Source organism: Noviherbaspirillum suwonense (assembly GCF_900182955.1).
Classification (GTDB): Bacteria; Pseudomonadota; Gammaproteobacteria; order Burkholderiales; family Burkholderiaceae_D; genus Noviherbaspirillum_A; species Noviherbaspirillum_A suwonense.
In genome coordinates this window covers 83,106-110,099 of record NZ_FXUL01000003.1, presented here as the reverse complement: position 1 = coordinate 110,099, position 26,994 = coordinate 83,106, and the positions used below count along the sequence as shown (strand labels likewise).

Genomic DNA, 26,994 nt, shown 5'->3' with positions numbered 1-26,994 from the left:
ATAAATCAGCTGCTGGTCTCGTACACCCAAGTGTAGGCAGGCAATTTCAGCGTCCGACGGCTGCCTTATGTTTAGCCTGCGCACCCAAGGCTGCTGGGACAACCCAAACGTTACTCTTATAGGATATTCATCATGAAAGCAGTTCATCTTTTGGCGTCGATTATTGCTACTCTGTCCTTCGCTGCAGGATCTGCCGTTGCCTCCGATGCCGCACTTAAACAGGCCAATGGCATTCTGGTCGACCATAACGGAAAAACGGTCTATACCTTTGATAAAGACGTCGCTGACAGCGGCAAAAGTGTATGCAACGGCCCGTGCGCTACATTGTGGCCACCCGTAGCAGCCAGTGCCGCACAACCATCCACGCCGTATTCTGTGGTTACCCGGGATGATGGCAGCAAGCAACTTGCCTACAAAGGCAAGCCGCTTTACCTCTATACGGCGGATCAAAAGGCAGGCGATCGAACCGGCGACAACTTCAAAGACATCTGGCACGTCGTCAAAGATTAACGAGAACTACGTCAATGGATAATCTTTCACAGGCATCCTGAACCAACGCGCTATGGAACAGAACAGCGCTCAGCTCGTTGCCTGTATTCCCCGCCTGCGCCGCTATGCACGCGCATTGGTGGGGAACCGCGCCGAGGCTGACGACTTGGTGCAGGACACACTGGAGCGTGGCTGGAGCAAGCTCGCGTCCTGGCACCTTGGCAGCGACATGCGGGCGTGGATGTTCGGCATCATGCACAACCTTTACGTGGACCAACTGCGCAAGCAAGTTGTTACGACGGTCGAGCTAGATGAGGATACGCCCGTGCCATTTTACAATCCACCGCAGATGCAAAACATGGAAATCCGCGATATGCAATCGGCCCTGGCAATGCTGCCGGCCGAGCAGCGCGAAATTCTGCTTCTGGTCGCTTTGGAAGAAATGACCTATGAGGAAATATCTTCCACCCTGCGCATACCCCTGGGCACAGTCATGTCGCGTCTTTCGCGCGCACGCGAACGACTGCGGCTTCTAATGGAAGGAAAAGCCATCCCATCTCGTTTGAAGGTCGTTAAATGACTCAACTACCTGTTACCGAAGCCGATCTGCAATCTTATATAGACGGGCATCTTCCGGAATCGCGGCGTACCGAGATCGAGGCTTATCTTGCCGCACGGCCCGACGAAGCCGAGCGGGTTTTAGCTTACCGTCTGCAGACCGAAACCTTGCGCGTGCTATTTAATCCCGTGTTATCGGAGCCAGTGCCGCCGCGGCTGTCCGGCGTACCTCAGGCAAAAAACTGGATGCTGCAGCGCTGGGCCGCAGGCGTGGCCATTGCCGTAGCCGGTGGCGCCGCCGGGTGGACGCTGCACGGTCAAATGGATGAGCCAGGCGTTTCTATCCAAGCGCAAAGATCAGATCGTATTGCGGAAGGCCGCCAGGTAGCCAACCTTGCGCGGCAGGCGGCGATCGCTCATGTGGTTTATAGCCCAGACGTAAGACGCCCGGTCGAAATCGGTGCGGACCAGGAGGAACAGCTCGTGACATGGCTGTCAAAGCGGATCGGCAGCAAAATTCAGCCCCCGAAACTCGGCAAGCTGGGGTACGAGCTGATTGGCGGACGCCTGCTGCCCGGCGAAAGCGGCCCGGTTGCCCAATTCATGTACCACGATTCAACCGGCCAGCGCCTGACACTGTATGTCTCCACGGAGCAGGCGCACAACAAGGACACGGGTTTCCGCTTTGCTGAGGAAGGACCGGTCAACGTGTTTTACTGGATAGACGGCAAGTTCGGCTATGCCCTATCGGCCGGTACCAACAAAGGTGAACTGGCTCGCATCGCCAGCGCCGTCCACGAACAGCTTAAGGCGCCCGCATGACCGCATATCCCATACCCCTGCCTGCCAGGATTACAACATCCATTTTGCTCTGCCTGGTGCTTATGATGTCGCTGGCATTGCCTCACCAGGCTTCGGCACAACAGACAAACCAGGGGCATGAGGAGCACCAGCATCATAGTGCCGGCGCTGGCAAGGCGCCTGCGCCGTTCATAGCCAGCACCGCCAAGCCTTTTTCAGGCCTGATGGACGACGCCATGGCGGTCATGGACGACGGCATGAGGCGCGCGCTGATGAACGGTGTCCCCGAGCATGATTTCGTCACGATGATGATTCCCCATCACCAGGGCGCGATCGACATGGCGAAAGCACTCCTGCTCAGCACCCGCGATCCGGAAATGCGCAACCTGGCGCAGGCTATCATTACAGAACAGCAGAACGAGATCCGTCTCATGCAGACGTGGCTCACGCGCTACCAGAAATCGCAGGCCGGCAACGCCGCGGCACCGAAATAACTTTCCATTTCTATCAAAAAAAGGCAACCATGAACCGAGTTCTTTTATTGGCCGCTGTCACCATCACTACCGTCTCGGCCAGCCTGGCATGGGCCGCCCCTGCTGCGACGGACCGGGTCTACACAGCCGACCAAAATAGCAACACCGTCTCGGTCATCAACCCGTCCACCAACGCCCTGGTCGGTCAAATCAGATTAGGAAATCAGCGCCCCGACGTGCTCTCACCCCTGTACAAGGGCGAGATCAATGTGCATGGTCTTGGTTTTTCGCCCGACCACAAAACATTGATTGCCATTTCCAATGGGTCCAACTCGGTGACTTTCATCGATACTGCGACCAATAAGGTCAAAGGCGTGACCTACATTGGCCGCTCGCCGCATGAAGGCTTTTTCACGGCAGACGGCAAGGAAGTCTGGGTAGTGGTCCGGGGCGAAAACTATATCTCGGTGATCGACCCGATCACCTACAAGGAAACACGCCGCATCGATACCACGCCAGGTCCCGGCATGGTGTTGTTCCACCCGAACGGCAAGCAGGCCTTTGTTGTATCAAGTTTCAACCCGGTGGTCGACGTCATCGATGTCTCGTCGCACAAAATCGTCAAGCAGATCAAGGTAGTCAGTCCGTTCTCGCCGTTTCTGCAATTCACCCCCGACTTCAAGGAGATGTGGATGACCCACAAGGACGTGGGAAAGGTGACTCGCATTGATACCGCAACACTTGAAGTGAAGGGCGTCTTTGACGTCGGCATGATCACCAACCATCTGGCCTTTTCCAAATCAGCCAACGGCACGCTCGCCTATGTCACCGTCGGAGGCGAAAATGCAGTAAAGGTATTCACGACTGACGACACGCCTAAGCTGATGGCGACCATTCCGGTCGGTGCGCTGCCGCACGGCATCTGGGCATCTGACGATGGCACTCGCCAGTATGTTGGGCTTGAAAATGGCGACGCGGTGGATGTAATCGACGCAGCCTCCAACAAAGTAATTGCACGTGTGCCGGTCGGGCAGGCGCCCCAGGCCCTGGTCTATGTGTCGAATGCAGTCATAGAGGGAGATGGGGCGGCGAACCTGACGCCGCGTGGCAATAGCGATCCGATCAATATTGCATTAAAACCGGTTGTGGGCGACGGCAAGGGCTTCGTGGTGGCACGCAATCTGGGGGTCATCGATTCGCTGGAAGTCTCGCTGTTTAAGCTGAAACCGCTGACCGTCTACAGCGTGTATGTGACCGGTCAAAAAACGCCGGTTGCCAGCTTCAAGACCAATCCGATGGGCATGGCCAATGGAACGGCGATCGGGCCGTTGCGCGAAGTTTCCAACACCTTGTCCACCAAGGACGTGGCGGCCAGCAAAATCATCGTAATGGAGGGTGAAGCTGGGGCAGATACGGCAAAGGCCGTCCTCGTCGGCTCTTGATGAACTCAACTGGGTGCACAGCGACATCGCGCTGTTCAACCCGGTGTTCTGAAAGTATGCTGAGGCGCTGCAAGCGCCGGCGAGGCTGAAATGATCCAGAGCCTGTAAGAATGCGTTCAAATAAATATCAATAAAGGAGACGAAAATGCTACTCAAACAAAACGAAAAGGCGGATCAGACGCAGCAGCTTGCCAGCCCCCGCCGTCGCCATCTGCTGGCGGGAAGCGCGGTCGCCATGACGGCCGCCGGTTTAGCCGCATTCACCCGGTCTGCCATGGCGCAGGCGGTTGCCAGCACGGTGCCGGCCGCCAAGCCTCTACCGGCGTACGTGACCTGGAAAGATGCAAACGCGATGATTGTGCATACCTCCAGCACGTTGGAGACCAAGCGCAGCGCATTCGGTACCAGCATCATCACACCGACCGATCAACTCTATATCCGCAACAATCTGCCGGCGCCGGACGCCTCGATCATCGCCGATCGTGACGGATGGGCAGTGTCGGTTGAAGGCGTAAAGAATCCGCGTACCCTCACGGTCAAGGATCTCAAATCGATGGGGCTGGAGACGATGGCGATGGTCCTGCAATGCTCGGGCAATGGTCGTGGCCTGTTTCCAACCAAGCCGAGTGGCACACCCTGGCAAGTGGGGGCTGCTGGCTGCGTGGTTTGGAGCGGCGTACCGGTGCGCGCAGTGGTCGAGGCATTGGGGGGCATAAACGAGCGCATGCCCTACATGACAGGTACTGGCGGCGAAAAGCTGCCGGAAGGAATCGATCCGAAAAGCGTGATGGTCGAGCGCTCGGTACCCGTGAAGGCAATGGCCGACGCCCTGCTGGCCTGGGAAATGAACGGCGAACCAATTCCGCTGGCCCACGGCGGCCCCCTGCGTCTGATCGTGCCAGGCTATACCGGCGTGAACAATGTTAAGTATATCAAGCGCCTGGCTTTCACCGCCGAGCAGACTGATGCAGCCATCCAGAAAACCGGATACCGGATCTCCCCGCCTGGCCAGAAAGGGGACCCGAGTCATCCTTCCGTATGGGAAATGGGCCCCAAGTCATGGATCAATTCACCTGCGCCGGAATCCGGGCCACTGGTAGCCGGTCCAGTACAGATCAAGGGGGTGGCATTTGGCGGCATCAATGCGGTGAAGTCAGTGGAAGTGTCCGTTGATGGGGGCAAGACCTGGAAGCAGGCGCGGCTGGTCGGCCCGGATATGGGGCGCTACGCGTGGCGGCAGTTCGTGCTGCCGGCAACGCTCGAGCCGGGCAGTCATACGATTGCTTGCATGGTTGTCGATGCGGAAGGAAACCGGCAGCCGGAAGGTCGGGTAGAAAACGCTGGCGGCTACAACAACAATAGCTGGCGCGATCATGCGCTGACCCTCAGTGTCGTTTGAAAGAAACTCTATGTCATTGAAAATTAGATGTTTCGCTGTTGCCGCCGGCATAGCTGCATTGCAGTTCGGTACTGCAGCCGTTGCACAGGACGAGGTAGGCGCGGGAAAGAAACTCTTTAACCAAACTGCAGTCCCTGCCTGCTCGGTGTGTCATACGCTCAAGGACGCGGGCGCTGTAGGTGAAATTGGACCCAATCTAGATGAGCTCAAGCCCGACGCGTCACGTGTGGAAAAAGCAATTCGCAATGGAATAGGTCAAATGCCCGCCTTCACTAACCTCAGCGACGAACAGGTCAAACTACTGTCACAGTACGTTGCCGGGGTAACAGGTGCGAAGTAAAAAGAGGCAACGGCGGTCATGTAAGCTTCGCGGATAAAAGGCCGCTTTTAATCTCAAGCAGGCGTTCGAGGTTGAGTTCTCCACCGGCTGCAAATGGCCGAGAGAGGAAACCGCGGAATGCTCCGGCGCGGTCGGGGCAGCGACGACCGTTATGGGGTTTGGATGCGCGGAGTCGGGTTGAGCGCGACGATCCGGCAGGCACATCGCCCAGCGCTGTCACACCCATGCCCGGTAACTGGATGATTCCGCCGCTTTGCCCGGCGATGGACGCGGTCGGAAGCCGTGCTTTTGCGGCGTAAGGCAACGCCTTGCCCTATCGATGGTAGCTGCGAACGAAGAACCGACGAGCGGGTTGGACCGGGAGAGATGCCTCGGGTCATGGCGGGCCTCGTGACCGCGGTGGCGCACGGATCGGCTGATGGCGCAGGAAGGTCTCGATGATGCGCATCGCCGCGCCACAGCACGGGCACACGAAGGTCGGCTGGATTGATTCAGCCGACCCAGCCTGCGGCGCTTCCCTGGTCGCAGGCGCTTCGCACCCCAGCAATGTACATACCCGTGCAAGGTTCGCACGGCGCCCGGCATTGGCAAGCAGCCCGTAGTGACGGATGCGGTGAAAGCCGCCAGGCAGGACATGCAGCAGGAACCGGCGCATGAACTCGGGCGCCTCCAGCGTCATGGTCTTGTGACGCGTCTTTACCTTGGCGCGGTAATCCTTCCAGCGGAACGTGACGCCATGCTCGTCCATGGCGACGAGGCGCTGGTTGAAAATCGCCACCCGATGCGTATAGCGCGACAGATACGCCAGCACCGCCGCCGGCCCGGCGAACGGGCGTTTGGCATAGACCACCCACTCGCACTGGCGCAGCGGCGCGAGCCAGTCGGCGAAGGCTGTCGCATCGGCCAGCGCGGCGTGTTCACCGAAGAACTGCAGCTGGCCGCTGTCATGGACCTTGGCAAGCTCTTCGAGGAAGCGCCGTCGGAACAGCCGCGAGAGCACGCGCACCGGCAGGAAGAAGCCCCGCCTGCAGGCGATCCAACGTTCCCCGTCAGACGACAGCCCGCCGCCCGGGACGATGCCATGGACGTGGGGATGGTGCGTCAGCGCCGAGCCCCAGGTGTGCAGCACCAGGGTGGTGCCAATCTGGCCCCCAGATGCCGCGGATCGGCGGCAATGGTGTGCAGGGTTTCGGCAGCGATGTCGAACAGCAGACCGTACATCACCGCCTTGTTGGCATAGGCAAACGCGCTGATCGGGGCCGGCAAGGTGAACACGACATGGTAATACGCCACCGGCAGCAAGTCGGCCTGACGGGCCTCGAGCCAGCGTCGGGCGGCAGTGGCCTGGCACTTCGGGCAGTGCCGGTTGCGGCAAGAGTTGTAGGCAATCTCGACCTGCTCGCAGGCGTCACAGCGCAGCACATGACCGCCCAGCGCCGCGGTGCGGCACTGTTCGATGGCCGACATCACCTTGCGCTGACCCAGGCTCAGGTGAGCATGCTGCGCCTGGCGCCAGGCCGGCCCGTGGGCGCGGAAGATATCCGCGACCTCCAGGCCAGGCGTTCCCATGGCCGGGCCCTACCCGGGCTGCACGGCCTCCAGCGGACTGACGACTTCGCGCAGAATGTCCGTGGCGACCTGGGCATACAGCGCCGTGGTCTCGAGCTTCTTGTGGCCGAGCAGGACCTGGATCACGCAGATATCGACCTTCTGCTCCAGCAGGTGCGTTGCAAAACTGTGGCGCAGCGTGTGCATTGAGACCCGCTTGTCGATCCGGGCAGCTTCTGCGGCGGCATGGATGGCCCGGTTGAGCTGACGGGTACTGAGCGGCTCGATCGGGTTCAGGCCGGGAAACAGCCAGCCGCCATCGAGCATCTTGCCTTGCGCGCGCGCCACACGCCACCACACGCGCAGGCGCTCAAGCAGCACCGGCGGGAGCATCGCATAGCGATCCTTGTGGCCCTTGCCCTGCTCAATGCGCAGGGTCATGCGCTGACTGTCGATGTCGCCGACCTTGAGCGAAATGACTTCGCTGGCGCGCAGTCCCGCACCATAGGCGACTGAGAGCGCCGTCTGGTGCTTGAGGTTGCCGGCGGCAACGATCAGACGGCTCACTTCCTCGCGGCTGAGCACAACGGGCAGGGTACGCGGGACATGCACCGGCTGCATTCTGGCCATCAGTCCGGACTGTTTGGCCGTGATCGTGAAGAAGAACTTGAGCCCCGTGATCGCCGCATTGAGCGAGACCGGCGAGGTGCCCTGGTCGACCAGGTGCAACTGGTAGCGCCGCAAATCCTCGACGGTGGCCGTGTCAGGCGAGCGCCCCAGATAGCCTGCAAACTGCCGTACGGCGCGAAGGTAGTGGCTCTGGGTCTTGGGGGAGAGTTTGCGCATCCGCATGTCGTCGATCATGCGTTGGCGCAGCGGCGAAATGGCTTGAGTCGAGGGGGTCATGGCTGTGCTCCTGTCGGAAACTAGGCGGATTGCCTCATCTCCCAGCATAGGAAACAGCCACGCTGTGCTTCTCTCTCAACTACCGGCGCCCGCGCGTAGCCTCCTACCGCGCGAGCGGTTTAGTCCTTTGGCCGAAAGCGGAAGTTCATCGCGGCTAGTGTAACTTGGTAAGAAGCGGCGGACCTTGCTACTTCGCGCCCGGTAGTCGCAGCAATTTCCAAAACGTCGCATCTATTTCGGAAAGTCACAACAGAACTTGCCGCAGGCACGGACCTCCAGCTTGATACAGCAATCAACAATCCTCAGGAAGGCACTGCCCCAACTCCGAATACAAATCCGACACCCGCGAAAGCCACAGACGAGCAAATCAGGTCCATGTCCCGGCAGGCGAACCGGTCGCAACGTGAAGAAATTCTGAAAGCACAAAAGTTTTTGCACGACTGGTATGGCATTAACTACACACCGCAACTGCAGGGCCAAGGACGCCAGGCAATCCAGCAATTGGAGCAGACGCCGGCCGGAGCCGAGTTCAACCGGACTTTTCTTCAGACCTTTAGCAATCACCATTACCGCGCACTTTTTCCAAGCCTGGCATGTCAAGTGAAGCGGAATATCGACCACGACGGACTGGAACGCTATTGCAGCGGTATCGTTCATGCACAGACGAACCAGATTAACGACATGCGAGAAATGCTGTGTAAGAAGTTTCCCTCTGCGATTTCCTGCCAACCGCAAATCTAGGACAGGCATTACCACTCATAAACCGACCATAGCCACCGAGTGCTTCCGAAAAACCGTCACGGAGCCTTTCTTAATAACTGACCGGAGGAAATGATGCCTAACCAACAATATGCTGCATGTATTGAAGCTTGTAACGCCTGCGCTGTAGCCTGCGACTTTTGTGCGGCCTCCTGCCTGCAGGAGCAAGACGTCAAGATGATGGCTCGATGCATAGCAACCGACATGGACTGCGCACAAATATGCCGCCTCGCCGCTGCATACATGGCCCGTGGTAGCGAATTCGCGAAGGCACTCTGCCAGCAGTGCGCAGACATCTGCCAGGCATGCGGCGACGAATGTGCCAAGCATCAGATGAGCCATTGCCAAGAGTGCGCAGCAGCCTGCAAGCGCTGTGCGGATGAATGCCGTCGGATGGCGGCCGCCGCCTAAATCCCGTTAGCAGTAGCCAAGCGCTGCACAAAATCGGCTCGCGGGTGCATAGGTAAGCTGGCTTGTTCTGGGTAGACGACAGCGTTGATGAGGCCCAGAAGCAAACTTGCTTCTGGGTTCCCTGTTTTAAGCGCGAGACAATGAAAAAGCGGGCTTTTACGCCTAGTTCTTGTTTTCCAACTCCGCTATGAGAGATTTCATTTCAGTGATTTCCCGACGTTGCGCCGAAATAATGCCGTCTGCGAGTTTGCGTACGCGCGGGTCCGTAATGTGTGCCCGCTCACTCGTCAGAATAGCAATGGAGTGATGTGGAATCATCGCTTTCATATAGGAAACCTCATCGACCGTTGTTTGGCTGCGTACCAGCCAAAGCGCAACGATGAACACGAAAATACTGCCTACGAAGATGGCAGCGTTTGCTGACCGGTTCGTATACATCCCTAACATGAATGCCAACATGATGAAGGCCATGGTCGCGCCCATTACAAGCGCCATATAGGACCGTGTTTCGCTGAAAAAGATATGGTCTAGCTGGTAGGTATTCAAATACATCAGTCCAAACATCACGATTGTTGATGTAAAAATCATTAGTCCAAACTTCGCATACTTGTTCATGTTCAACCCTTTCCCAGGAGATGGTCTTATTAGAAACGTCTACCTTCTTGGCAATATGAACGGTACGAAATGGATTTGTTCAAAAGTAAATGAATTCATACTATGGCAGCAACGAGAACACGCCTATTTAAGGAAGGCTTGACCTTTCCATCACTGGAAGGTCTACAGTGGTGTTTCAGCCATAAAAGGAGCAACAGCATGTACGAGCTACAAGTTGAAGGCATGAACTGCGGCGGATGTGTAAAAGGTGTGACCAGGTCAGTCCAGGCGGTCGACAGCAATGCAAAGGTTGACGTAGACCTGCCGGGCAAAAAGGTTCGAGTCAACACCCAGGCGAGTCTGGACGCTGTGAAGTCAGCAATCAACGACGCCGGATACCCGGTCACGGCCAGCGCTGCCGTATGACATGAAGGAAGCGGAGCGGCTTGTCTGCTCCGTCCTTGAGCATTGGAGCGAAAAGTGCCAAAAATCACCGTACGTCCCCACCCTGAATATGCGCCCGCCGGCATCGTAGTGGCAGTAACTTCGCAAACGACTATTTGCGATGCATTGCTCGAACACGGTGTGGACATTGAGCATGCATGTGGCAAGGTAGGTGCCTGCACTACCTGTCACGTCGTGGTTATCCAAGGGTTTGACTTACTGAGCCCTCTCGACGAAAACGAGGAGGACATGCTTGATATGGCATGGGGTCTGCAGCCTCATTCCCGTCTCTCTTGCCAAGCTCGCATCGGAACGGCTGACGTTGTCGTCGAAATCCCCAAGTACTCCATCAATCATGCTAAGGAGAATGCTTGACCGGGCAGAGTCAAATATTGGTTCTACAAGACAGGCACCGCCCGATATAGGCGCTTATTCAGACAACGTACTTATCAGGAGCAGCGAATGAACTCCCACTCCCATCATGGCCACAATCATCACGAAGGCGATACAACAAGCCACTCGAGCGTCGTGGATAGTCCTGATAAGCGCTTCACCGACCCCGTGTGCGGGATGAAGGTTGCCGCCAACCCTGAGCGAACAATCGAATACAGCGGCACTACCTACCATTTCTGCAGCGCTGGGTGCATGACGAAGTTTCGCGGCAATCCTCAGGCTCACCTGGCGCCTAAAAACGCTGAGCAGACGCCGACACCCGCTGCCCCCGAAGGTACGATATACACCTGTCCGATGCATCCCGAAATTCGGCAGCCGGCTCCTGGCAATTGCCCTATTTGCGGCATGGCGCTGGAACCGCTGATGCCCTCGCTTGAGGACGCAGAAAATCCGGAGTTGGTCGATTTTCGCCGGCGGTTCTGGTGGACGCTACCGCTGACCGTTGCCGTCTTTGCACTGGCTATGTTTAGCCACTGGCTTTTCCCCAACGGACTTCCTTACCAGAACTGGATTGAATTGGGGCTGAGTACCCCGGTCGTCCTATGGGCTGGCTGGCCTTTCTTCGTGCGCTGGGGCCAGTCAATTGCTAACCGCAGTCCAAACATGTGGACGCTCATCGGGTCTGGAGTAGCTGCGGCCTATGGTTATAGCCTCCTTGCCACTGTCGCGCCTGGCTTATTTCCAGCGACCTTTGCGGGCCATGGTGGCCGTGTAGGCGTCTATTATGAGGCAGCTGCGGTCATCGTCTCTCTCACACTGCTGGGGCAAATACTGGAGTTGCGAGCCCGCTCCCAGACTTCCTCGGCAATCAAGGCATTGCTTGGCTTAGCGCCGAAAACAGCCCGCAGAATCAAGCAGGACGGCACCGAGGAAGATATACCGCTTACTTATGTCCATATCGGGGACACCCTGCGGGTTCGCCCGGGCGAAAAAGTGCCAGTGGATGGTGTTGTTCTGGAAGGCGAAAGCGCCCTGGACGAATCCATGCTTACGGGTGAGCCAATTCCGGTGACGAAGCGCCCAGGCGACAAGCTGATAGGGGCAACAATCAATACCAGCGGCAGTCTGATAATGCGGGCAGACAAGGTCGGCTCGCAGACCATGCTCTCCCAAATCGTCCAGATGGTTTCCAATGCCCAGCGCTCGCGCGCCCCGATGCAGCGGTTGGCGGACGTCGTTGCCGGCTATTTCGTGGTCGTCGTGGTTGGCATTGCTTTGCTCACCTTGCTGGGATGGGGATTTTTCGGCCCTGAACCGAGCTGGGTGTATGGCTTTGTGAATGCGGTTGCCGTCCTGATCATTGCCTGCCCTTGCGCTCTTGGACTCGCGACACCAATGTCCATTATGGCTGCCACAGGCCGCGCAGCCACTCAAGGCATTCTATTCAGGGATGCAGCCGCAATTGAAGACATGAGGAAAATCGATAGCCTGATTGTCGACAAGACAGGAACACTGACCGAAGGTAAGCCGGCTTTTGACAGTGTGGTAGCGGCCCCCGGCTTTACCGAGCAGGACGTGCTGCAAATCGCAGCCAGCATCGACCAGGGGAGCGAGCATCCTCTCGCTCATGCCATCGTCGCAGAAGCTCTTAAGCGTGGACTGACCCTAGATAAGCCTGAGACATTTGAGTCGTCCAGTGGCATTGGCGTTCGCGGCACCGTAGTGGGTCGGCGTATCGCCATAGGCAATACCGCACTTATGGACACCGAAAAAGTGGACTGGCACAGTCTTGCAGACCAGGCTGAAGCACTGAGGGGTCAAGGCGCTAGCGTCATATACCTCGCATCGGACGGCCGCCTGGCTGGGCTCCTTGCGGTATCCGACCCGATAAAAGCGAGCACGCCAGAAGCGCTTGAGACCTTGAGGAAGGACGGCTTGAACATCATCATGGCGACCGGCGACGGCTTGACAACAGCTCAGTCAGTAGGCCGCAAGCTTGGTATCAGCGAGGTATATGGCGAGGTAAAGCCTCAAGACAAGCTGCTTTTGGTTGAAAAGCTCCAGGGTCAAGGCAGGAAAGTAGCAATGGTGGGAGACGGAATCAACGACTCGCCTGCCCTGGCCCGCGCTGACGTCGGCATCGCAATGGGAACCGGGACCGATGTTGCCATCAACAGCGCGCACATCACTTTGGTAAAGGGCGACTTGCGAGCCATTGCAAGGGCGCGGATTCTGTCCACTGAAACGGTGCGGAACATGCGGCAGAACCTTGCGTTTGCCTTCGTGTATAACGCCTTGGGCATTCCGCTGGCAGCTGGCCTGCTTTACCCGTTCACTGGTCAACTGCTCTCCCCGATGATTGCCGCATTAGCGATGAGTCTCAGCTCTGTTTCAGTCATCACCAATGCATTACGGTTGCGAGGCACGGCAAAATGACACGGCTAGGCGACCAGAGCGCCTACCTGAAACAGGTTTTCCTCATATTTATCGTTGCAGTCACACTGAATTACCTCTGGGAGGTCGCACAGGCGCCACTGTATGTGGGGCTCGAAAACTGGAATTCAGTATGGTGGCATTGCTTCGTCGCAGCATTAGGCGATGGCATTCTGGTTTTGCTGATTTTCGTGGTCGGCTGGATTACGTTTAGGCGCTTTGACTGGTACGTGCATCCAAACGGCCGAGCCCTTGCTGTGATGCTTGTAACAGGATTGTTCATCAGCATTGGCATTGAGTGGGTGGCCATCAAAATGCTTGGCCGTTGGGCCTACACCGCAGACATGCCGCTTCTGCCCGGACTTGAGGTCGGGCTGGTTCCAGTTCTTCAAATGCTTCTACTGCCGCCGGTGATATTCCGGATTGCTGCTCGGTGGCGTAGTCAGGGCATAACTGCTGCCCGAAAGACCTAAGATGGACGGTTCAATGATAGACAAATCATCACGATATTTGCCGCATTCCTCTACCGTACTATTTTTTGGCGGCGTCATTCTGGTAGGGCTAGGCTTGTACCTCATGTTCTTGCGCCCGCCGTTATTGCCGGAAGACCCTCGTTACATGGGAACTTCTCTCGAAGAGATTCGCACCCGTATTCCTGGGCTACTGCTTTGGCTGCGCCGCGTGTTTTTCGTGCTGGGTGGTTACATGACTTCGACTGGCCTTCTGACCTGTTATCTCGCCAAGACCAGCTTTCGGACCAGAGTAGCCGGTGTCACTTGGATAGTTGCTGTCACGGGGCTAACGTCCATAGGCTTGATGGCTGCCGTCAATTTCATTATCGCCTCGGACTTCAAGTGGCTTCTCTTGCTGTTCACTACACCTTGGGTACTGTCTTTGTGGCTCTTCCACCAAGAGAACAGAGGGACTCGAACCGAAATTGCCTGAAACAAGTTGACCTGCTCAGCGGCCTCGGTACAGGCGTCTCATGTGACGGCAACGCATGTTAAGGATAAAAAGGATTCTGTGAATACGAGTACTCCCGAAACATTGGCGGCCCTAGCCGCGCACGACAAAGAAGGACCGGCAACGCTGGCAAGCGAGCGCTTGAACAGCAAGTGTTTCTGCATCACCTTAAATGAAGATGCCCTACGACAAGGCATGACTACCGCACTCGGGTCTTCTGCCATGGCCGAGCTGGTCGAGGAAAGATGTCCCTATCTCTTTTCCGCCCGTCCCGTGTTCATTTCCGACGAGCAGACCGAACGCATGGCGAGCGTGGTGCGTGCGGTCGAATCCGTTGTCGCTTTGCCAGCCTATCGGGACCGCGTTCTTGGAGAAGCACTTCCAATCGCGCGCCATGACCCGGGCGGCGCGAAAGGCGTTTTCTTCGGTTACGACTTCCATGTCCGTGACAACGAGGTCGGCCTCATCGAAATCAACACCAATGCAGGCGGGGCAATGTTGAACGCTGTAATGGCCAAAGCACATCATGCATGCTGCATTGATACGGCACAGGCAGCGACTACAGCGATATCGTCCAGGGCGCTTGAAAAAGGCATTGTCGATATGTTTTATGCCGAGTGGCGGCTTTCGGGGCGAGACCGTCCTCTACAGACCATTGCCATTGTTGATGCAGCACCGGAAGAGCAGTATCTGTATCCCGAGTTCCTGCTGTTCAAGCAACTTTTTGAGCGTCATGGTCTTCGCGCGGTTATTGCGGACCCGGCGGAGCTGCAATTGCGCGACGGCGTACTCTGGCATCACGACACTGCCATCGACCTCGTCTATAACCGCCTGACGGATTTCATGCTCGAACTGCCGGCGAGCGCAGCACTGCGCGCCGCCTACCTCGAGCATGCCGTCGTACTGACGCCACATCCCCAGGCGCATGCGCTGTATGCGGACAAGCGCAACCTTGCTTTGCTGTGTGACGCAAAGCTGTTGGACGCGCTCGGCGTGGCGCCAAGCACCAGAGATGTTTTGCTTGCCAATATCCAGCACACGGAGGTAGTAGATGTGGCACACGCAGACAGGCTTTGGAGTGAGCGACGCCGGCTTTTTTTTAAACCGACCGACGGATATGGCGGGCGCGCCGCCTATCGAGGTGACAAGATAACCAAACGAGTCTGGAATGAAATTCTGGCAGGCAGCTACGTCGCGCAAGCCATCATGGTCCCTGGGGATAGAGTCATTGGTAGTCGATAAAGTCCACAAACGCTTAAATTTGACATCCGAACCTATGCCTACGATGGCCAACTTCAGTGGGCTGCGGCACGCATGTATCAGGGTCAAACCACAAACTTCCGCACGCCCGGCGGCGGATTCGCGCCCGTTTATAGCCTTCCGGATAGTGAGATTGTTTGTGAACTTGAAGCAATTACAAAGGACCTAGGTCGCCTGCCTACCTAAGTGAAAAAAGGTAGCAACCGGACCAGCGCTTTTGAAGCGGCAGTACCCGACGTTTCTCATCCAATTGATATCGTCATAGGCTTCTACCCCTTCTTAAACGCCTTTTAGCCGCTTACGCTCGTTCATTGTTCAATCAATCTATTGCTAACCCTTTTTCCTGAGAGGTCTTCAATAATCGGGCAGTCCGGGCGATTGTTTCCTCGGCAGCAATCTGACAAATGCTGCAGCTGGTCACGAATCGACTGAAGTTTCTGGATATCCTGGTCTAGTTCTTCAATGTACTGGCGAGCCAGCTTTTTCACATCACCACTCTTCCGCCCGCGGTCCTCCCATAGGCTCAACAGGGTTTTGATGCGCTCAATGGAGAAACCAAGGTCACGTGAGCGCTTGATGAACCGGAGTGTCTGGATGTCTTTCTCGGTGTACTGCCGATAGCCTGAATCGGTCCGGTTTGCCTCGGATATCAGGCCAATGCTTTCGTAGTAGCGAATCATCTTCGCGTTGACGCCGGCAGTTTCCGCAGCCTGTCCTATATTCATATCACGCCTCCCTTAAATTTTAACCATTTCAAAATCTTCCTTGGCTGTACCGCAATCGGGGCACGTCCAGTCGACTGGGATGTCCTCCCATCTAGTGCCGGCGGCAATTCCGTCGTCCGGTAGCCCTACTGCCTCATCGTAGATAAAACCGCACACGATGCATTCATACTTGTTCATATTTTTCCTTAAGAATATCGAAAGTCAGCGGACGTTTCGGTGCCCCTACCGTTGCTTCTGGCTTTGCGGCTTCCAGCGTTTCAGCAGCAACGCATTGCTCACAACGCTGACGGAACTGAATGCCATAGCGGCGCCCGCGATAACTGGGTTGAGCAAACCGAACGCGGCTAGCGGAATCCCGACCAAGTTATAGACAAAAGCCCAGAAAAGATTTTGCTGAATTTTGCGGTAGGTTTTCTTCGAGATATCAATCGCGTCTGCAACCAAGGTGGGGTCACCGCGCATCAAGGTAATCCCGGCCGTATGCATCGCCACGTCCGTGCCGGTCGACATGGCGATGCCAACATCGGCCGACGCGAGCGCCGGAGCATCATTGATGCCATCGCCAACCATTGCGACCGCCTTGCCATTCTGCTTGAGGGCAGCAACGACGTTTGCCTTGTCGGCGGGCAGAACCTCAGCCCTGAAGTCGGTGATACCAACGGCCGATGCAACAGCTTTCGCACTGCCTGGATTATCGCCGGTCAGCATGACGGATGACACACCGATGTCCTGCAGACGCTGGACTGCCGCTTTTGCGGATGGCTTCAAGGTGTCTCCGAATGCCAGTAACCCCGCCAGTTCTGTCTTACCTGCTGCCTGAATGGCCAACCAGGAAACCGTCCGGCCAGCGTTTTCGTGCAGTTGAGCCAAGTCTTCTAAGCTAGCCGTCGGCAGACCAATCTCCTGCAATAGACGGCGGTTACCAAGAAAGACGGTCGTGCCGCCCACTTCGGCGCGGACACCGCGACCGGGAAGCGCTTGGGCACCTGATGCTTCGCGCAGGGCAATACCTTGTTTTACCGCTTCGGCTTCCACCGCTTTGGCGAGCGGATGGTCACTGTACCGCTGGACGGCTCGCGCCAACCCTAACACCTCGTGTTCCGACTGGGAGGCGGTCTCAACAGCCACAACTGCCGGTTTCCCCTCAGTAAGCGTGCCAGTCTTGTCGAATGCGACGACGTTGACCGCATGTGCCGTTTCCAGCGCTTCCGCATCCTTGATGAGGATGCCGTACTTTGCTGCTACGCCGGTCCCAGCCATGATGGACGTCGGCGTGGCAAGTCCAAGAGCACATGGGCAGGCGATAATCTGAACGGCGACCGCGTTGAGCAACGCTTGCTGCCAATCTCCGGTCAGCAAGCCCCATCCGAGAAGTGTTACAACGGAGATGAACAGGACGACCGGCACAAAGACGGCGCTGACCTTGTCGACTAACCGTTGAATCGGCGCTTTGACTGCCTGTGCATCTTCTACCATCTTAATGATTTGCGAAAGCATGGTTGCACCACCGACCGCACTGGCTTTCATTACCACTATACCGTCCGCGTTGACCGCGCCACCGGTTATGCTATCTCCGACGTTCTTGGCCACCGGAAGGCTTTCGCCGGTCAGCAAGGACTCATCCAAGTGGCTACTGCCCTCAATGACGGTGCCGTCTATCGGCACACGGTCACCTGGTCGTACCACGACGGTATCGCCGACACGTACTTGACCAACCGGGACCACGATGTCCTGCCCGTTCCGCCTGACAATGGCATCAGTAGAACGCAAGGACTCTAGCGCGCGCAGTGCAGCAACGGTCTGATGCTTCGCCCGAGCCTCTAGCCATTTGCCAAGCAATACCAAAGTAATGACCACAGCGGACGACTCGAAATAGAGATGCCCCATCCCTTCGTGGTTTGCATGCCCAAGAAGCAGGTAGACCGACAAGCCATAAGCTGCACTCGTACCAATGGCGACGAGCAAATCCATATTGCCTGACCGGGCGAGCACGGCCTTCCAGCCCGCTTTATAGAATCGAGCGCCCAGCCAGAACTGCACAGGGGTGGCCAGCGCCATTTGCAGCCATCCAGGCAACGACCAGTGGTAGCCGAATGGCATGCCTAGCATTGGGACAACCAGCGGCAGGCTCAGCAATGCAGATAATGCTACCGGCCACCAAGTTGGTAACCTGCTCCCTGTCTGCTCCTTGGGAGCGGTGTCGCTCGACACTGCTGCGTCGTAGCCAGCCCTCTCTACCGCAGCAATCAACCTGTCGACGGGAACGCCGACAGCGCTAATCTGCGCCTTTTCTGTCGCAAGATTGACTGAAGCGTCAGTTACGCCTGGCACCTTCTTCAACGCTTTCTCTACGCGTGTGACGCAGGAGGCGCAGGTCATTCCGGATATCGACAGAGAGACCGTTTCGCTTGGCACATCGTATCCAGCTTTCTCGACAGCTGACGATAAAGCCTCAATACCAATGGTCGAGTGGGCGCGCACTGTAGCCTTTTCAGTGGCCAGGTTGATGGAAGCGTTTTCCACGCCCGGAACAGATTTCAAAGCTTTTTCGACACGCGCGACACATGAGGCGCAGGTCATGCCTTCTACCTTGAAGCTAAGGTCGACAAGGTTAGTAATAGGTTTGACGGCAGTATCCATAGGGTTCTCCAATGTTCATAACCGTACGATAGACCTTCCTATCATGGCAAGGTCAAGAGCTATCAAGACCATTTCTAGCGGAAGGGCGAAAATCCGATCGGTAGCCGGCATAAATTCAGAAAAATCACGGTCAAAAAAAATGTATTCATGCAACGGAGGTTGTGTCGCAAATAACACTGTCCACAGCCCTACTCCGCGCCGTTACAGGGTTTCTTTATCGCAGCATCGCCTGCTTCCCAGCAAAACATTTAGAATTGGAAACTATAATGTGAGATTTATTGCACACGTGCGCACATCGCATGCCGGCAACAGAGCGGCCATGCTTTGTCTGAGGAGTAGTTGCTGGTGTCAAAAAGAAAAACGAAGAAATCCCGTTTACCTCCGGTTATCGAAAATCGCGTGCCCCACGCTAGCGTTGTACCCGCTGCCCTAGTCACCCCGGCGGACGAAGCGCAGGCTAAGCTTTGTCTGCAAGAATTGCAGAGTCAAGGCTCTGCGCACATCGGTGCCGACCAGTGGGATGCACTTCTCGAGCTCAGCGAGCTCTCTTGGAAAGATTTTGCGCTTCTGGAACAGGAAGACGCCAAGGTGTATTTACTGCGCATTCGAGCATGGGCCATCGTGCATGGCGGCGACAAGTCCTATTTCAAGCTGACAAAGCCTGAAAGAACCGAGCTGACAGCGCTCTTAGCGAACTTCGCCCAATTGACCACGGACTTCTATCGCCATCCTGAGTTCAAGCTCTTCCTCTCCCTCCGCGACCACTCGCTCGAACATGCGGTGGCCGCCTACACCCATTTGGCAACCGCGTGTCAATCGGTCGTCGACATGGACTGGCTCGCCCAGCTACGCAGGCACGCTAAACGGCTACTACGGCCTCAGTTTTTCGAGGATGAGGAGCCCACTGAGGCGCAGCAGTTGTTACTCGCGCAAACATCGGACGTCAGTACTGCGCTTGAAACGGCCTACGCCTTTGCAAAGAAAAGCGATGCTCTTACAAAGGAAAACTGCCTACTGCTGGCGACGTATCAGGCTGAATTACGGGCCATGACGGCTGAAGCGCGAGACTACGCTAAAGTGGCTCCCGCAATCCGGTCCTTGCCGAGCCCAAGTCCGGCGCAAGTGGCATCGATGCCCGCCATAGATGGCCCTGACGCTGTATCCCAAGGATTGACACCAGACGGATGGGCGTTTCTATATGAGCTGGGCCATGCGCCGCTGTCCGAATACTCTCAACTGTTAAGTGAATATCCCAAGGAGTTTGGTTGTGCCCCAGTGGATGGCTTACGGCAACTCGTAGCAAGTCTTCTGGCATCTGGTGAGGAAGTGGACGCAGCACTTCAGCGAGCGGTAAACCTGCTTGCCGATTTCTTTGACGAGACGACCGAGTTCTTCGGGTCACATCTTGCCATCACGGGGACAGAGGGCCCCGTCTGGGTAGAAATCGGAAGCGACACGCTGTACTTGCCGCTTAATGTAGAGGAATTGCTGCTGCGCGTAGCGGAACATGCACCATCAACGTATCCGCGCGCCGGCCTGCTGTTGTCGCTCTACCGCGTGTTCGACGCCCATTCCTCCTATGGCGAACTTGAGTCCAAGGAGGTTCACAAGGATATCGGCGTAGTGTTGGGGAAAGGCAGCCTGCCCTTCCAGTTTATTCTGGCAGGCGTGTATGAGGATGTTGCGGTCAATACCGTATTGCTTGGTTACTCACTACGCCATTGCGTCGAATTGGGCGAAAAGCCGCCTCGCCATTATTTTCCGCGCAATATCACCGCAGAAAAATATTCGAAGGGCGACGCACTCGACATTCTTGAGATGCTTGAGCAACTGGTGCCCTTGCGGGACCGCATGACGCAGACGGTTGTCGACATTTGGCTAAATTTAGCCCATGAAATATTTTTCGCTCTCGCACGCAGTGACGCCTCTCTGCACAAACGCACTCTGGAACTTGCGCGTATGGTCAGACTTGACTTGCTCAATAAGGGCCTGGCGTTCTCCCTAGGTTATCTGGAGCAGGTTGCCGGTGACCCCCGAGCCGCGTTTGATTATTACCTGACCGAAATAGACAACGCTGGAAAAGGGGCCGACACAGCGGCCAAAAACGCTCTGCAGCTATGGCGAAAAACGTCAGATCCCGCTCTAGTTGACGCTTTGCTTGCTTCACTGCAGTCCGCGTACGTTACTTCATCGAACGGCAAAGCGATGGAGCTCCTCTTAAAAGACCTGAATGCGCGCCAAGAGGAGCTGGGCGAAGAGTCACAGTTCGCGCAAACAGCAAGGAATCGCTGGCCTACTGTGACGCCGCCGGCCCGCAAGTTGCTGGGGGTGTTGGCCACTATCACCCGGTTCAAGAATTTCAAGGAACTTGGAAGCTATGCGGGTCTGGATGAAATCTGGACGCAGCGGCACTATAACAAGCTCATCGAACTGGGGATGATTTTTGATTCGGCAGACAATTTTGAAATTAATCCGGTTATCCGCCCACTGATTGAGCAGGAATCCCAGCATGCTGTCGTTGGCCGCATCGTGCGAGCCGATGGCACCTCGGCTGTCAAGCAAGTGTTTAACAGTCAGCGCGAGTTCTCCATCTATCAGGTCATGATTCAGCTGTGCCCGAACCACCTGGTTTTTCCAAACTGCTCTCTACAAAGCGTGATGAGCTACGAGCGTATGAAAACTCTAGTGGATTCGGACGACTTCGGCTATTACCTACGCGCGAGTGTCGATATTGTGGTCGTATCGTCAACGACCTTTCTCCCCATGCTGGCCATCGAGGTGGACTCTATCTGGCACGACACTGAGCGGCAGCAACTCAATGACGACAAAAAGGACAGGCTGTTCGCTGCAGCCGGCATTCCTTTCATGCGCCTTCGCCCGGTTGGCAGCCCGTCTGAGAACACCATCCGCGGCCAGGTTGCGGAACACCTCGACGAGCTAGTACGCACGCTGCGCAGCGACTTGCCCGGCTATGAGCAGGCGCGCGGTCTGCTAGTAGACCTTTCGGTAGCGAACCCGGCAGCAGCCACCGACGTGTTGAACATCCCTAGCGTCACAGTCTTGCCCACGCTGACCCCGGTCAGCACGTCATCTGGCGGCGCTGTTGCATTGGACTAGTCTGTTTCCCTAAAAGCTAGTCAGCAACGAAAAAGACCCACAAAAATCCCGGGGTTAGAGTGTCTGAGGACGCAGTAACCATACAATCGGAAGCAGCAAAAGGCCGCCTTCTATTTTTCTTTTGAGGTTGGAGCCACTGCAGGTTTTGTCAGGGAAAATCTGCGCAGCCACATCGGTACGAGCCCACAGCTAATACGAAGCAATCAACATTTTGCAACGGGCCCCTTGCGGGATGACTAAGCGGAAAATATACTGATCAAATATACAGTATTTCCCAAGGTTAATTCCGGATGTCGAACATAGTCAACCTCGCTGAGCTGCATACGCTCGTTCCGGTAATCTGGCCGGTGAACCCCTCGCCGAAGGCAAAGGAGTCACCCCTCTTCCTAGTGAAGTGCCCCGCTGGGTTTCCGTCGCCAGCGGCTGACTATGTCGAATCAGGGCTGGACCTGAACGACTATCTAGTAAAACACAGGGCCGCGACATTTATCTTTGACGTCTGTGGCGACTCGATGTGTGGCGTCGGCATTTTCGATGGAGACAAAATCGTTGTCGACCGGTCTATCGAAGCCCGTCACGGCATGATTATCGTCGCCATCCTGAATGGCGAACACACAATCAAACGGCTCCATATCACTAGGGATGGCGTTGAGCTTCGGCCGGAGAACCCCTGCTACTCACCCATCCGCCTGAAAGAGCATGAAGAACTCGTCGCCTTTGGCGTAGTGGTCGGCGTTGTACGTAAGCTGCAGGGTTGACCATGCCTGAGCCGGCCATCCCCGTCTATGCGCTGGTTGACTGCAACAACTTCTATGTTTCTGCTGAACGGGTTTTCAATCCGAAGCTTGAAGACTGTCCTGTGGTTGTCCTGTCGAACAATGACGGTTGCGCGGTAGCTCGAAGCGCTGAAGCGAAAGCGTTGGGCATCCAGATGGGCGCGCCGTGGTTCCAACTGCAGCCGCTAGTAAAGCAGCATGGCCTCATTGGGTTGTCCTCTAACTACACCCTATATGGCGATATGAGCGCGCGCGTCATGCAAGTGCTGCGTACCTTCACGCCAGATGTCGAGGTCTACTCTATCGACGAGTCTTTCTTGCGCATTGAGCGAATGCGCCAGCTGTGGCCATGTCTAGTGGTCATGGGGCAAGCAATTCGGACACAGGTCCGTCAGTGGACGGGCATTCCGGTTTGTGTTGGTATCGGCCCGACAAAGACGCTTGCAAAGCTAGCCAACCATATCGCCAAAAAGAATCCTCAGTTTGGCGGCGTTTTTGACATGACAACCTGCCCAGAAGGCGAGTTGGTCTCCCTGCTGTCGGCCATCGATGTGAGCGAAACTTGGGGCGTTGGGCGCCGCATTGCTGCAAAGCTCGACGCAATGAACATCCGGACCGTAGAGAACTTGCGACGAGCGTCACCTAAAGCCATTCGGCTGCATTTTTCTGTCGTCTTGGAACGCACAGTCGCGGAGCTCCAAGGTATCTCTTGCTTGGCGTTGGAAGACGTAGCACCACCGAAAAAGCAAATTGTTTCCTCTAGGAGTTTCGGCCGGATGGTCATGACGTACGAGGAGCTTGGAGAAGCACTGTCCACCTATGTATTGCGTGCGGCAGAAAAGCTTCGAGTACAGAAAAGCGTCGCCGGCGCACTGCAAGTCTTTGTGATGACGAATGTCTTTCGAGAGACGGACCCGCAATACAGCAATGGCATAGTAATTCCTTTGCCTAATCCAACGAACGACACCCTGAAGTTAGTGGCCGCCGCACTCTACGGACTAAAGCGCATATATAAGCCGGGGTACGCATACAAGAAATGCGGTGTGATGCTGATGGACCTTTCACCGCAGCACCAGAGGCAAGGTTCTCTGTTCTCTCAAGTTGAGGACGTTGCCCGCCACTCAGATGCTTTGATGTCTGTCCTCGACAGCATCAACGCCAGATACGGCCGGGACACGCTGACGGTTGCCGCTGCCGGAACCCGCAATACCTGGGTGGCACGCGCTGAGAACAAGACCCCTTGTTACACGACCCGTTGGAGCGAGTTGCCAAAAGCTTGGGCACACTGACTACGCTTTGACCAGTAAATGGCACCTGCAAAGAAACCGAGTTACAACCATACCCAGAACAAATATTTCATGCGCAATCAATATGGTTTATGTACCTCGAAGACTATAGCGCCTCCATTGTCCTTCCGATTGAACCTGCGAGAATTTGGGGTGTTCTATCGTGGCACCTCCCTTAGCTTCAAACGCTTTCGAATCGTTTATTGCTAGTTCGCGCATACCAAGCCGTGGTTGGATGTCCCAATGGCCCAGCCAGTCCTGAAGCAACCGTGTGTCGGTGCCTATGTCAGCAAGCACCTGGCTGCGGGTATGCGGCAGTACATGCGGATGAACATGGCCCAAGCCAGTCCCCCAGTTGCCTTAATGAGATAGCTGACGTTCAGCCGGGTTATCTGCCCACCTTGAGAACTAAGGAACAGCCAAGGCAAGATGGTCATTGCGGGTTCGCAGAAATGCCCGAAGTGCGCGCAGTTCGTCGCCTTGGAGGGGCTGGGTCGTGCTCAGCCCTTCCTTCTGACGTCGGACCCATATGCGTTCGGTGTCGAGGTCAATGTCAGCCACTCGCAAATTTGTCAGCTCAGATACCTGAAGGGCGTGTCAAAACGTTAGCAGTAGCATGACGTGATCCCGGAGCCGAATGACCATATTTTGGTGAAGCAAGCAAACGGGTAGTTCTGATTCTGTGAGAAAGTCCCGGTGAGTGCATTTATGCTCGTCGACCGTGGCCACGTTCTCTCTTTTGACATTTCGCCCTTGGGTAGCAGCTGGTGGAGGCAATGGGTCATCTAGCAGATCAAATGATGGAATTTTTAAGTCTTTCGATATTATGGGCCTTCTGTGAAAGGAGATGGACGATAACCACTAGCACTGAGCTTTACATAGATTGACCTATACCGGCTGCACTACAGAGAGGCAACACAAGTTTTTTAAAATTTCCTTAAGGCTGTAACAACCATTTGATCGCCTGAAGCACGTTATCGACTCGCCCGAAACGTATAGCATGTAGAGGAGTTCCGCCATTTACTAGCGAGTGAAAATCCGTCACTAAAAATTGGTATTTTGCATATGCGGGAATGTCGCCAAGAGCTTGGCAAACTTTTCCTAGGCACTGCCTAACATAGTCATTGGAATCAGCAAAGAAAGCGGGATAGTAGTCCTGCCCATCCGCACCGGTAATGCTAAACATGCGGCCCCACGCTATTGCAATGCTAACTGTCTTTTTGCTTACTTTTCTGGTCGCTAAAAATTCGGGCAGGGTCAGCAATTCTTTGGATTTTATTTTCTGTAAGACCACCGCCTGGTCTGTGACACGCCACTCGCGCAAATTCTGTCGAGCTTCATTTCTTAGTCGCTCTGCCTGTATCGGCCGCATAGTGCGAAGACGTTTCTCTTGCGCCTCCAGAGCAGCCTTAAACACCCGCTTTGCCTCTTCAATTTCTCGCAATTCGATTTGGCTCTCCAATGTTTCCAACTGGCCAAGTAACTTGCTTAGCAAACACTTTACCGTTGTCACCTCAGACTTCGCAGCATTCCCAAACTGAGCTATTAGTGCACCAATTTGATCATTTGAAATGCTCCCGCCTATAGCCGCTTCGGGAGCAAAAAGAAGCGTCATAATTTCATTTAGGATACGCCTGGCGTTAGGAGAAAAGTCCTTCAATTTTTGAATCATAGATTATCTGCTTCGTTCATTTATGCTGTGATTCAGCCGCCGGAATCACTAGCACTATTAATCCAAAAAACTCCGCGTACAACAAAACGAAAACCACGGGCTTCTTCCTAGATTTGCCCTACTTTCCTGACTGTCTGCCTACGGAACGCTTTTGCAGCCTCGACCACGCATTCCAGCTCCCCAGATGCCAGTACTTCTAAAGGGGTTTTGTCAGCAAACGCTGGCACAGGGGTCGTGAAAAAACGGTATTTTCTTTCGTCAGGAGATGCACGCAAAGCCATCGACACAGCTTCAAGCGATAATCGGTCGTACTGAGGGTCAACAAAAAAAGCCGCGTAGTATTTCTCGCCTGGATCTTTGTGTACCCACTCAGGAATACTGAAGATACGACGCTCCCGAAGCTTTTGAGATAGGTCTTCTTTCGTAAAACCAGCGCGGGCCAAAAATTCCGACTCAACTATGATGCGCTTGTCATTAACAATCTCTGGAAACTGCTTTGCGATTTCTCTGTCGAGAGTGGACTCTATCTTGTCTCGATGAGACTTATTCTGATTGAACTCCTCAGGCTGCTGGATCAGCCTTAGCACGAACAGTAGCAGTGCTGTTTGTTCGTCCTTTGATAGCCCAGCCGTTGCTCTACCAAAAGCGTCAGCAACCGTTTTGACATCAGGAACGCCTCTGACGTCCTCAGGTGTCCTCTGATACGCAGTGACCGCAGCAGTAAAAAAACAATAAGATGTGAGGAAAAGAGAAGAAAACATAGTGCTTTTAAAAGTATTTCTTCGTGTAAGAGATCCTGTACCTCAACGATTTCTACGCTATTAGACGAATTGGTCTGTCAGATGCACTAAAATCTCGGCAGATGGATTTTTCCTTGAAGACATTGTGTAATGGCAAGCTCAGCAAGCTGTCTTTTACAACAATCTTCAGTGTACCGTATACAGCACATAAAGGAAGTGTTGAAGCGCTGGAAGCGGGGTTGCCTTGAGCTGCCCAACGAAGTACCAGCCTGCGCGAGAGAGGGTTGCGCGCAATGTTACGCGATGGCGTAAGGAACGTGGATTGTCACAGTTATCTTTATCAAAAGATGCCGGTCTCTCACGGACGTTTCTATCTCGGGTCGAGAATGGGGTAGAGACAGTTTCTCTAGATCATCTGGAGAAGCTGGCGATAGCACTTCAAATAGATATTGTAGAACTCCTTAAAACGGATAATTAGCATTACTTTGCCGAGTAGGGACGAGAAATTTATAGAGAGTGCAACTTAGAGGGATATCCATGATTGCATTATTTTTGCGGGACTAACTGGCATGCCGATCTCCAAGAATGGCTAAAGCCATTTCTGGCAGCTTTTGAGCGATTCGAACCGTGCTACTAGGCGCCGCACAATCTACAAAGACTTCCAGGTCTTGAACAATGCAAGCGTGTCGAACAAATGTGGCTGCCCTTTTTTGGGGCTACCGCCATGGTCATTTATTATGAACACGATGATAATGCCAGAAATTGGCTATAAATACTGTCTTGGCTAGAAAACTCAGCAAGCCCTTGCTACCGTCAGTATATCGC

26 protein-coding genes and 2 pseudogenes are annotated in these 26,994 nt (G+C 55.3%); 19 read left to right on the top strand and 9 right to left on the bottom strand.

The genetic code is table 11. The annotated features are described in order from the left end of the window. Positions 1-132: 132 nt before the first annotated feature. From QOL82_RS06095 to sorU, 7 genes are all read left to right on the top strand, one after another. A complete protein-coding gene (locus QOL82_RS06095; RefSeq protein ID WP_283441363.1) occupies positions 133-510 on the top strand; it encodes a COG4315 family predicted lipoprotein in 378 nt (125 codons plus the stop codon). A 52-nt stretch (positions 511-562) separates the two neighbouring features. Then, on the top strand, positions 563-1,069 hold the full coding sequence (locus tag QOL82_RS06090) for an RNA polymerase sigma factor (RefSeq protein WP_283441362.1): 507 nt from the start codon (positions 563-565) through the stop codon (positions 1,067-1,069). Continuing rightward, complete coding sequence (locus QOL82_RS06085; protein WP_283441361.1) at positions 1,066-1,869, top strand: anti-sigma factor family protein; 804 nt, start codon at positions 1,066-1,068, stop codon at positions 1,867-1,869. The genes QOL82_RS06090 and QOL82_RS06085 overlap by 4 nt, the downstream gene beginning before the upstream one ends. Continuing rightward, entirely contained in the window at positions 1,866-2,342 is a 477-nt protein-coding gene (locus QOL82_RS06080) for a DUF305 domain-containing protein (protein ID WP_283441360.1), read from the top strand. The genes QOL82_RS06085 and QOL82_RS06080 overlap by 4 nt, the downstream gene beginning before the upstream one ends. 29 nt (positions 2,343-2,371) lie before the next feature. Next, positions 2,372-3,763 carry a YVTN family beta-propeller repeat protein gene (locus QOL82_RS06075; protein WP_283441359.1) on the top strand — a complete coding sequence of 464 codons (1,392 nt, stop codon included), beginning with the start codon at positions 2,372-2,374 and terminating at the stop codon, positions 3,761-3,763. 145 nt (positions 3,764-3,908) lie between these two features. Continuing rightward, complete coding sequence (gene sorT, locus QOL82_RS06070; RefSeq protein ID WP_283441358.1) at positions 3,909-5,162, top strand: SorT family sulfite dehydrogenase catalytic subunit; 1,254 nt, start codon at positions 3,909-3,911, stop codon at positions 5,160-5,162. 10 nt (positions 5,163-5,172) lie between these two features. Next, complete coding sequence (gene sorU / locus QOL82_RS06065; protein WP_125901835.1) at positions 5,173-5,502, top strand: SorU family sulfite dehydrogenase c-type cytochrome subunit; 330 nt, start codon at positions 5,173-5,175, stop codon at positions 5,500-5,502. Positions 5,503-5,878: 376 nt separating this feature from the next. On the opposite strand, the pseudogene QOL82_RS06060 reads toward sorU, so the two are convergent. Both QOL82_RS06060 and QOL82_RS06055 read right to left on the bottom strand, forming a co-directional pair. Then, positions 5,879-7,071: pseudogene (locus QOL82_RS06060) on the bottom strand (IS91 family transposase). Positions 7,072-7,080: 9 nt separating this feature from the next. After that, entirely contained in the window at positions 7,081-7,956 is an 876-nt protein-coding gene (locus tag QOL82_RS06055; protein ID WP_283441357.1) for a tyrosine-type recombinase/integrase, read from the bottom strand. A gap of 213 nt (positions 7,957-8,169) precedes the next feature. On the opposite strand from QOL82_RS06055, the gene QOL82_RS06050 reads away from it, so the two are divergent. Continuing rightward, positions 8,170-8,697, top strand: coding sequence for a DUF305 domain-containing protein (locus QOL82_RS06050; RefSeq protein ID WP_346772289.1), 528 nt, complete (start codon positions 8,170-8,172; stop codon positions 8,695-8,697). Between the two features lie 93 nt (positions 8,698-8,790). Beyond that, positions 8,791-9,126: a four-helix bundle copper-binding protein gene (locus QOL82_RS06045; protein WP_283441356.1), complete on the top strand. Its 336-nt coding sequence runs from the start codon at positions 8,791-8,793 to the stop codon at positions 9,124-9,126. A gap of 162 nt (positions 9,127-9,288) precedes the next feature. Here the strand turns inward: QOL82_RS06045 and QOL82_RS06040 are convergent, their stop codons facing one another. Then, positions 9,289-9,741, bottom strand: coding sequence for a DUF305 domain-containing protein (locus QOL82_RS06040; protein ID WP_283441355.1), 453 nt, complete (start codon positions 9,739-9,741; stop codon positions 9,289-9,291). A gap of 198 nt (positions 9,742-9,939) precedes the next feature. Between QOL82_RS06040 and QOL82_RS06035 the strand changes: the two genes are divergently transcribed. From QOL82_RS06035 to QOL82_RS06010, 6 genes are all read left to right on the top strand, one after another. Beyond that, complete coding sequence (locus tag QOL82_RS06035; protein ID WP_283441354.1) at positions 9,940-10,146, top strand: heavy-metal-associated domain-containing protein; 207 nt, start codon at positions 9,940-9,942, stop codon at positions 10,144-10,146. Between the two features lie 54 nt (positions 10,147-10,200). After that, positions 10,201-10,539, top strand: coding sequence for an ISC system 2Fe-2S type ferredoxin (fdx, locus tag QOL82_RS06030; RefSeq protein ID WP_283441353.1), 339 nt, complete (start codon positions 10,201-10,203; stop codon positions 10,537-10,539). Between the two features lie 87 nt (positions 10,540-10,626). Next, on the top strand, positions 10,627-12,993 hold the full coding sequence (locus QOL82_RS06025) for a heavy metal translocating P-type ATPase (protein ID WP_283441352.1): 2,367 nt from the start codon (positions 10,627-10,629) through the stop codon (positions 12,991-12,993). Then, positions 12,990-13,463 carry a hypothetical protein gene (locus QOL82_RS06020; RefSeq protein WP_283441351.1) on the top strand — a complete coding sequence of 158 codons (474 nt, stop codon included), beginning with the start codon at positions 12,990-12,992 and terminating at the stop codon, positions 13,461-13,463. Before QOL82_RS06025 ends, QOL82_RS06020 begins: the two co-directional genes overlap by 4 nt. A 13-nt stretch (positions 13,464-13,476) precedes the next feature. Continuing rightward, positions 13,477-13,935, top strand: a complete 459-nt coding sequence (locus QOL82_RS06015; RefSeq protein WP_283441350.1) for a hypothetical protein — start codon at positions 13,477-13,479, stop codon at positions 13,933-13,935. A 213-nt stretch (positions 13,936-14,148) separates the two neighbouring features. Continuing rightward, positions 14,149-15,195 (top strand): hypothetical protein, encoded by a 1,047-nt coding sequence (locus QOL82_RS06010; RefSeq protein ID WP_283441349.1) that lies wholly within the window; start codon positions 14,149-14,151, stop codon positions 15,193-15,195. A gap of 326 nt (positions 15,196-15,521) precedes the next feature. On the opposite strand, the gene cueR is transcribed toward QOL82_RS06010, so the two are convergent. Genes cueR through QOL82_RS05995 form a run of 3 tightly spaced genes read right to left on the bottom strand, consistent with a single transcriptional unit; the run spans position 15,522 to position 18,578 of the window. Then, positions 15,522-15,938 carry a Cu(I)-responsive transcriptional regulator gene (gene cueR / locus QOL82_RS06005; protein ID WP_283441348.1) on the bottom strand — a complete coding sequence of 139 codons (417 nt, stop codon included), beginning with the start codon at positions 15,936-15,938 and terminating at the stop codon, positions 15,522-15,524. 12 nt (positions 15,939-15,950) lie between these two features. Next, entirely contained in the window at positions 15,951-16,115 is a 165-nt protein-coding gene (locus QOL82_RS06000) for a rubredoxin (RefSeq protein WP_283441347.1), read from the bottom strand. Positions 16,116-16,160: 45 nt separating this feature from the next. Continuing rightward, complete coding sequence (locus QOL82_RS05995; RefSeq protein WP_283441346.1) at positions 16,161-18,578, bottom strand: heavy metal translocating P-type ATPase; 2,418 nt, start codon at positions 18,576-18,578, stop codon at positions 16,161-16,163. A gap of 345 nt (positions 18,579-18,923) precedes the next feature. Between QOL82_RS05995 and QOL82_RS05990 the strand changes: the two genes are divergently transcribed. From QOL82_RS05990 to QOL82_RS05980, 3 genes are all read left to right on the top strand, one after another. Next, positions 18,924-21,695: a DUF2726 domain-containing protein gene (locus QOL82_RS05990; RefSeq protein WP_283441345.1), complete on the top strand. Its 2,772-nt coding sequence runs from the start codon at positions 18,924-18,926 to the stop codon at positions 21,693-21,695. A 290-nt stretch (positions 21,696-21,985) separates the two neighbouring features. Next, positions 21,986-22,453 carry a LexA family protein gene (locus tag QOL82_RS05985; protein WP_283441344.1) on the top strand — a complete coding sequence of 156 codons (468 nt, stop codon included), beginning with the start codon at positions 21,986-21,988 and terminating at the stop codon, positions 22,451-22,453. 2 nt (positions 22,454-22,455) lie between these two features. Further along, a complete protein-coding gene (locus QOL82_RS05980) occupies positions 22,456-23,760 on the top strand; it encodes a Y-family DNA polymerase (protein ID WP_283441343.1) in 1,305 nt (434 codons plus the stop codon). Positions 23,761-24,165: 405 nt separating this feature from the next. Here QOL82_RS05980 and QOL82_RS29245 read toward each other — a convergent pair. The 3 genes and pseudogenes from QOL82_RS29245 to QOL82_RS05970 form a co-directional block, all read right to left on the bottom strand. Continuing rightward, positions 24,166-24,339, bottom strand: a pseudogene (locus QOL82_RS29245) (tyrosine-type recombinase/integrase); the annotation flags it as partial. 355 nt (positions 24,340-24,694) lie between these two features. After that, the gene (locus tag QOL82_RS05975; protein ID WP_283441342.1) at positions 24,695-25,429 is read right to left on the bottom strand and encodes a hypothetical protein; all 735 of its coding nucleotides are present in this window, start codon (positions 25,427-25,429) and stop codon (positions 24,695-24,697) included. Positions 25,430-25,536: 107 nt separating this feature from the next. Further along, positions 25,537-26,190: a hypothetical protein gene (locus QOL82_RS05970; RefSeq protein ID WP_283441341.1), complete on the bottom strand. Its 654-nt coding sequence runs from the start codon at positions 26,188-26,190 to the stop codon at positions 25,537-25,539. A 223-nt stretch (positions 26,191-26,413) separates the two neighbouring features. Here QOL82_RS05970 and QOL82_RS29240 point away from each other — a divergent pair, with 223 nt between their 5' ends. After that, entirely contained in the window at positions 26,414-26,647 is a 234-nt protein-coding gene (locus tag QOL82_RS29240) for a helix-turn-helix domain-containing protein (protein ID WP_430438448.1), read from the top strand. The last annotated feature ends 347 nt before the right edge of the window (positions 26,648-26,994 follow it).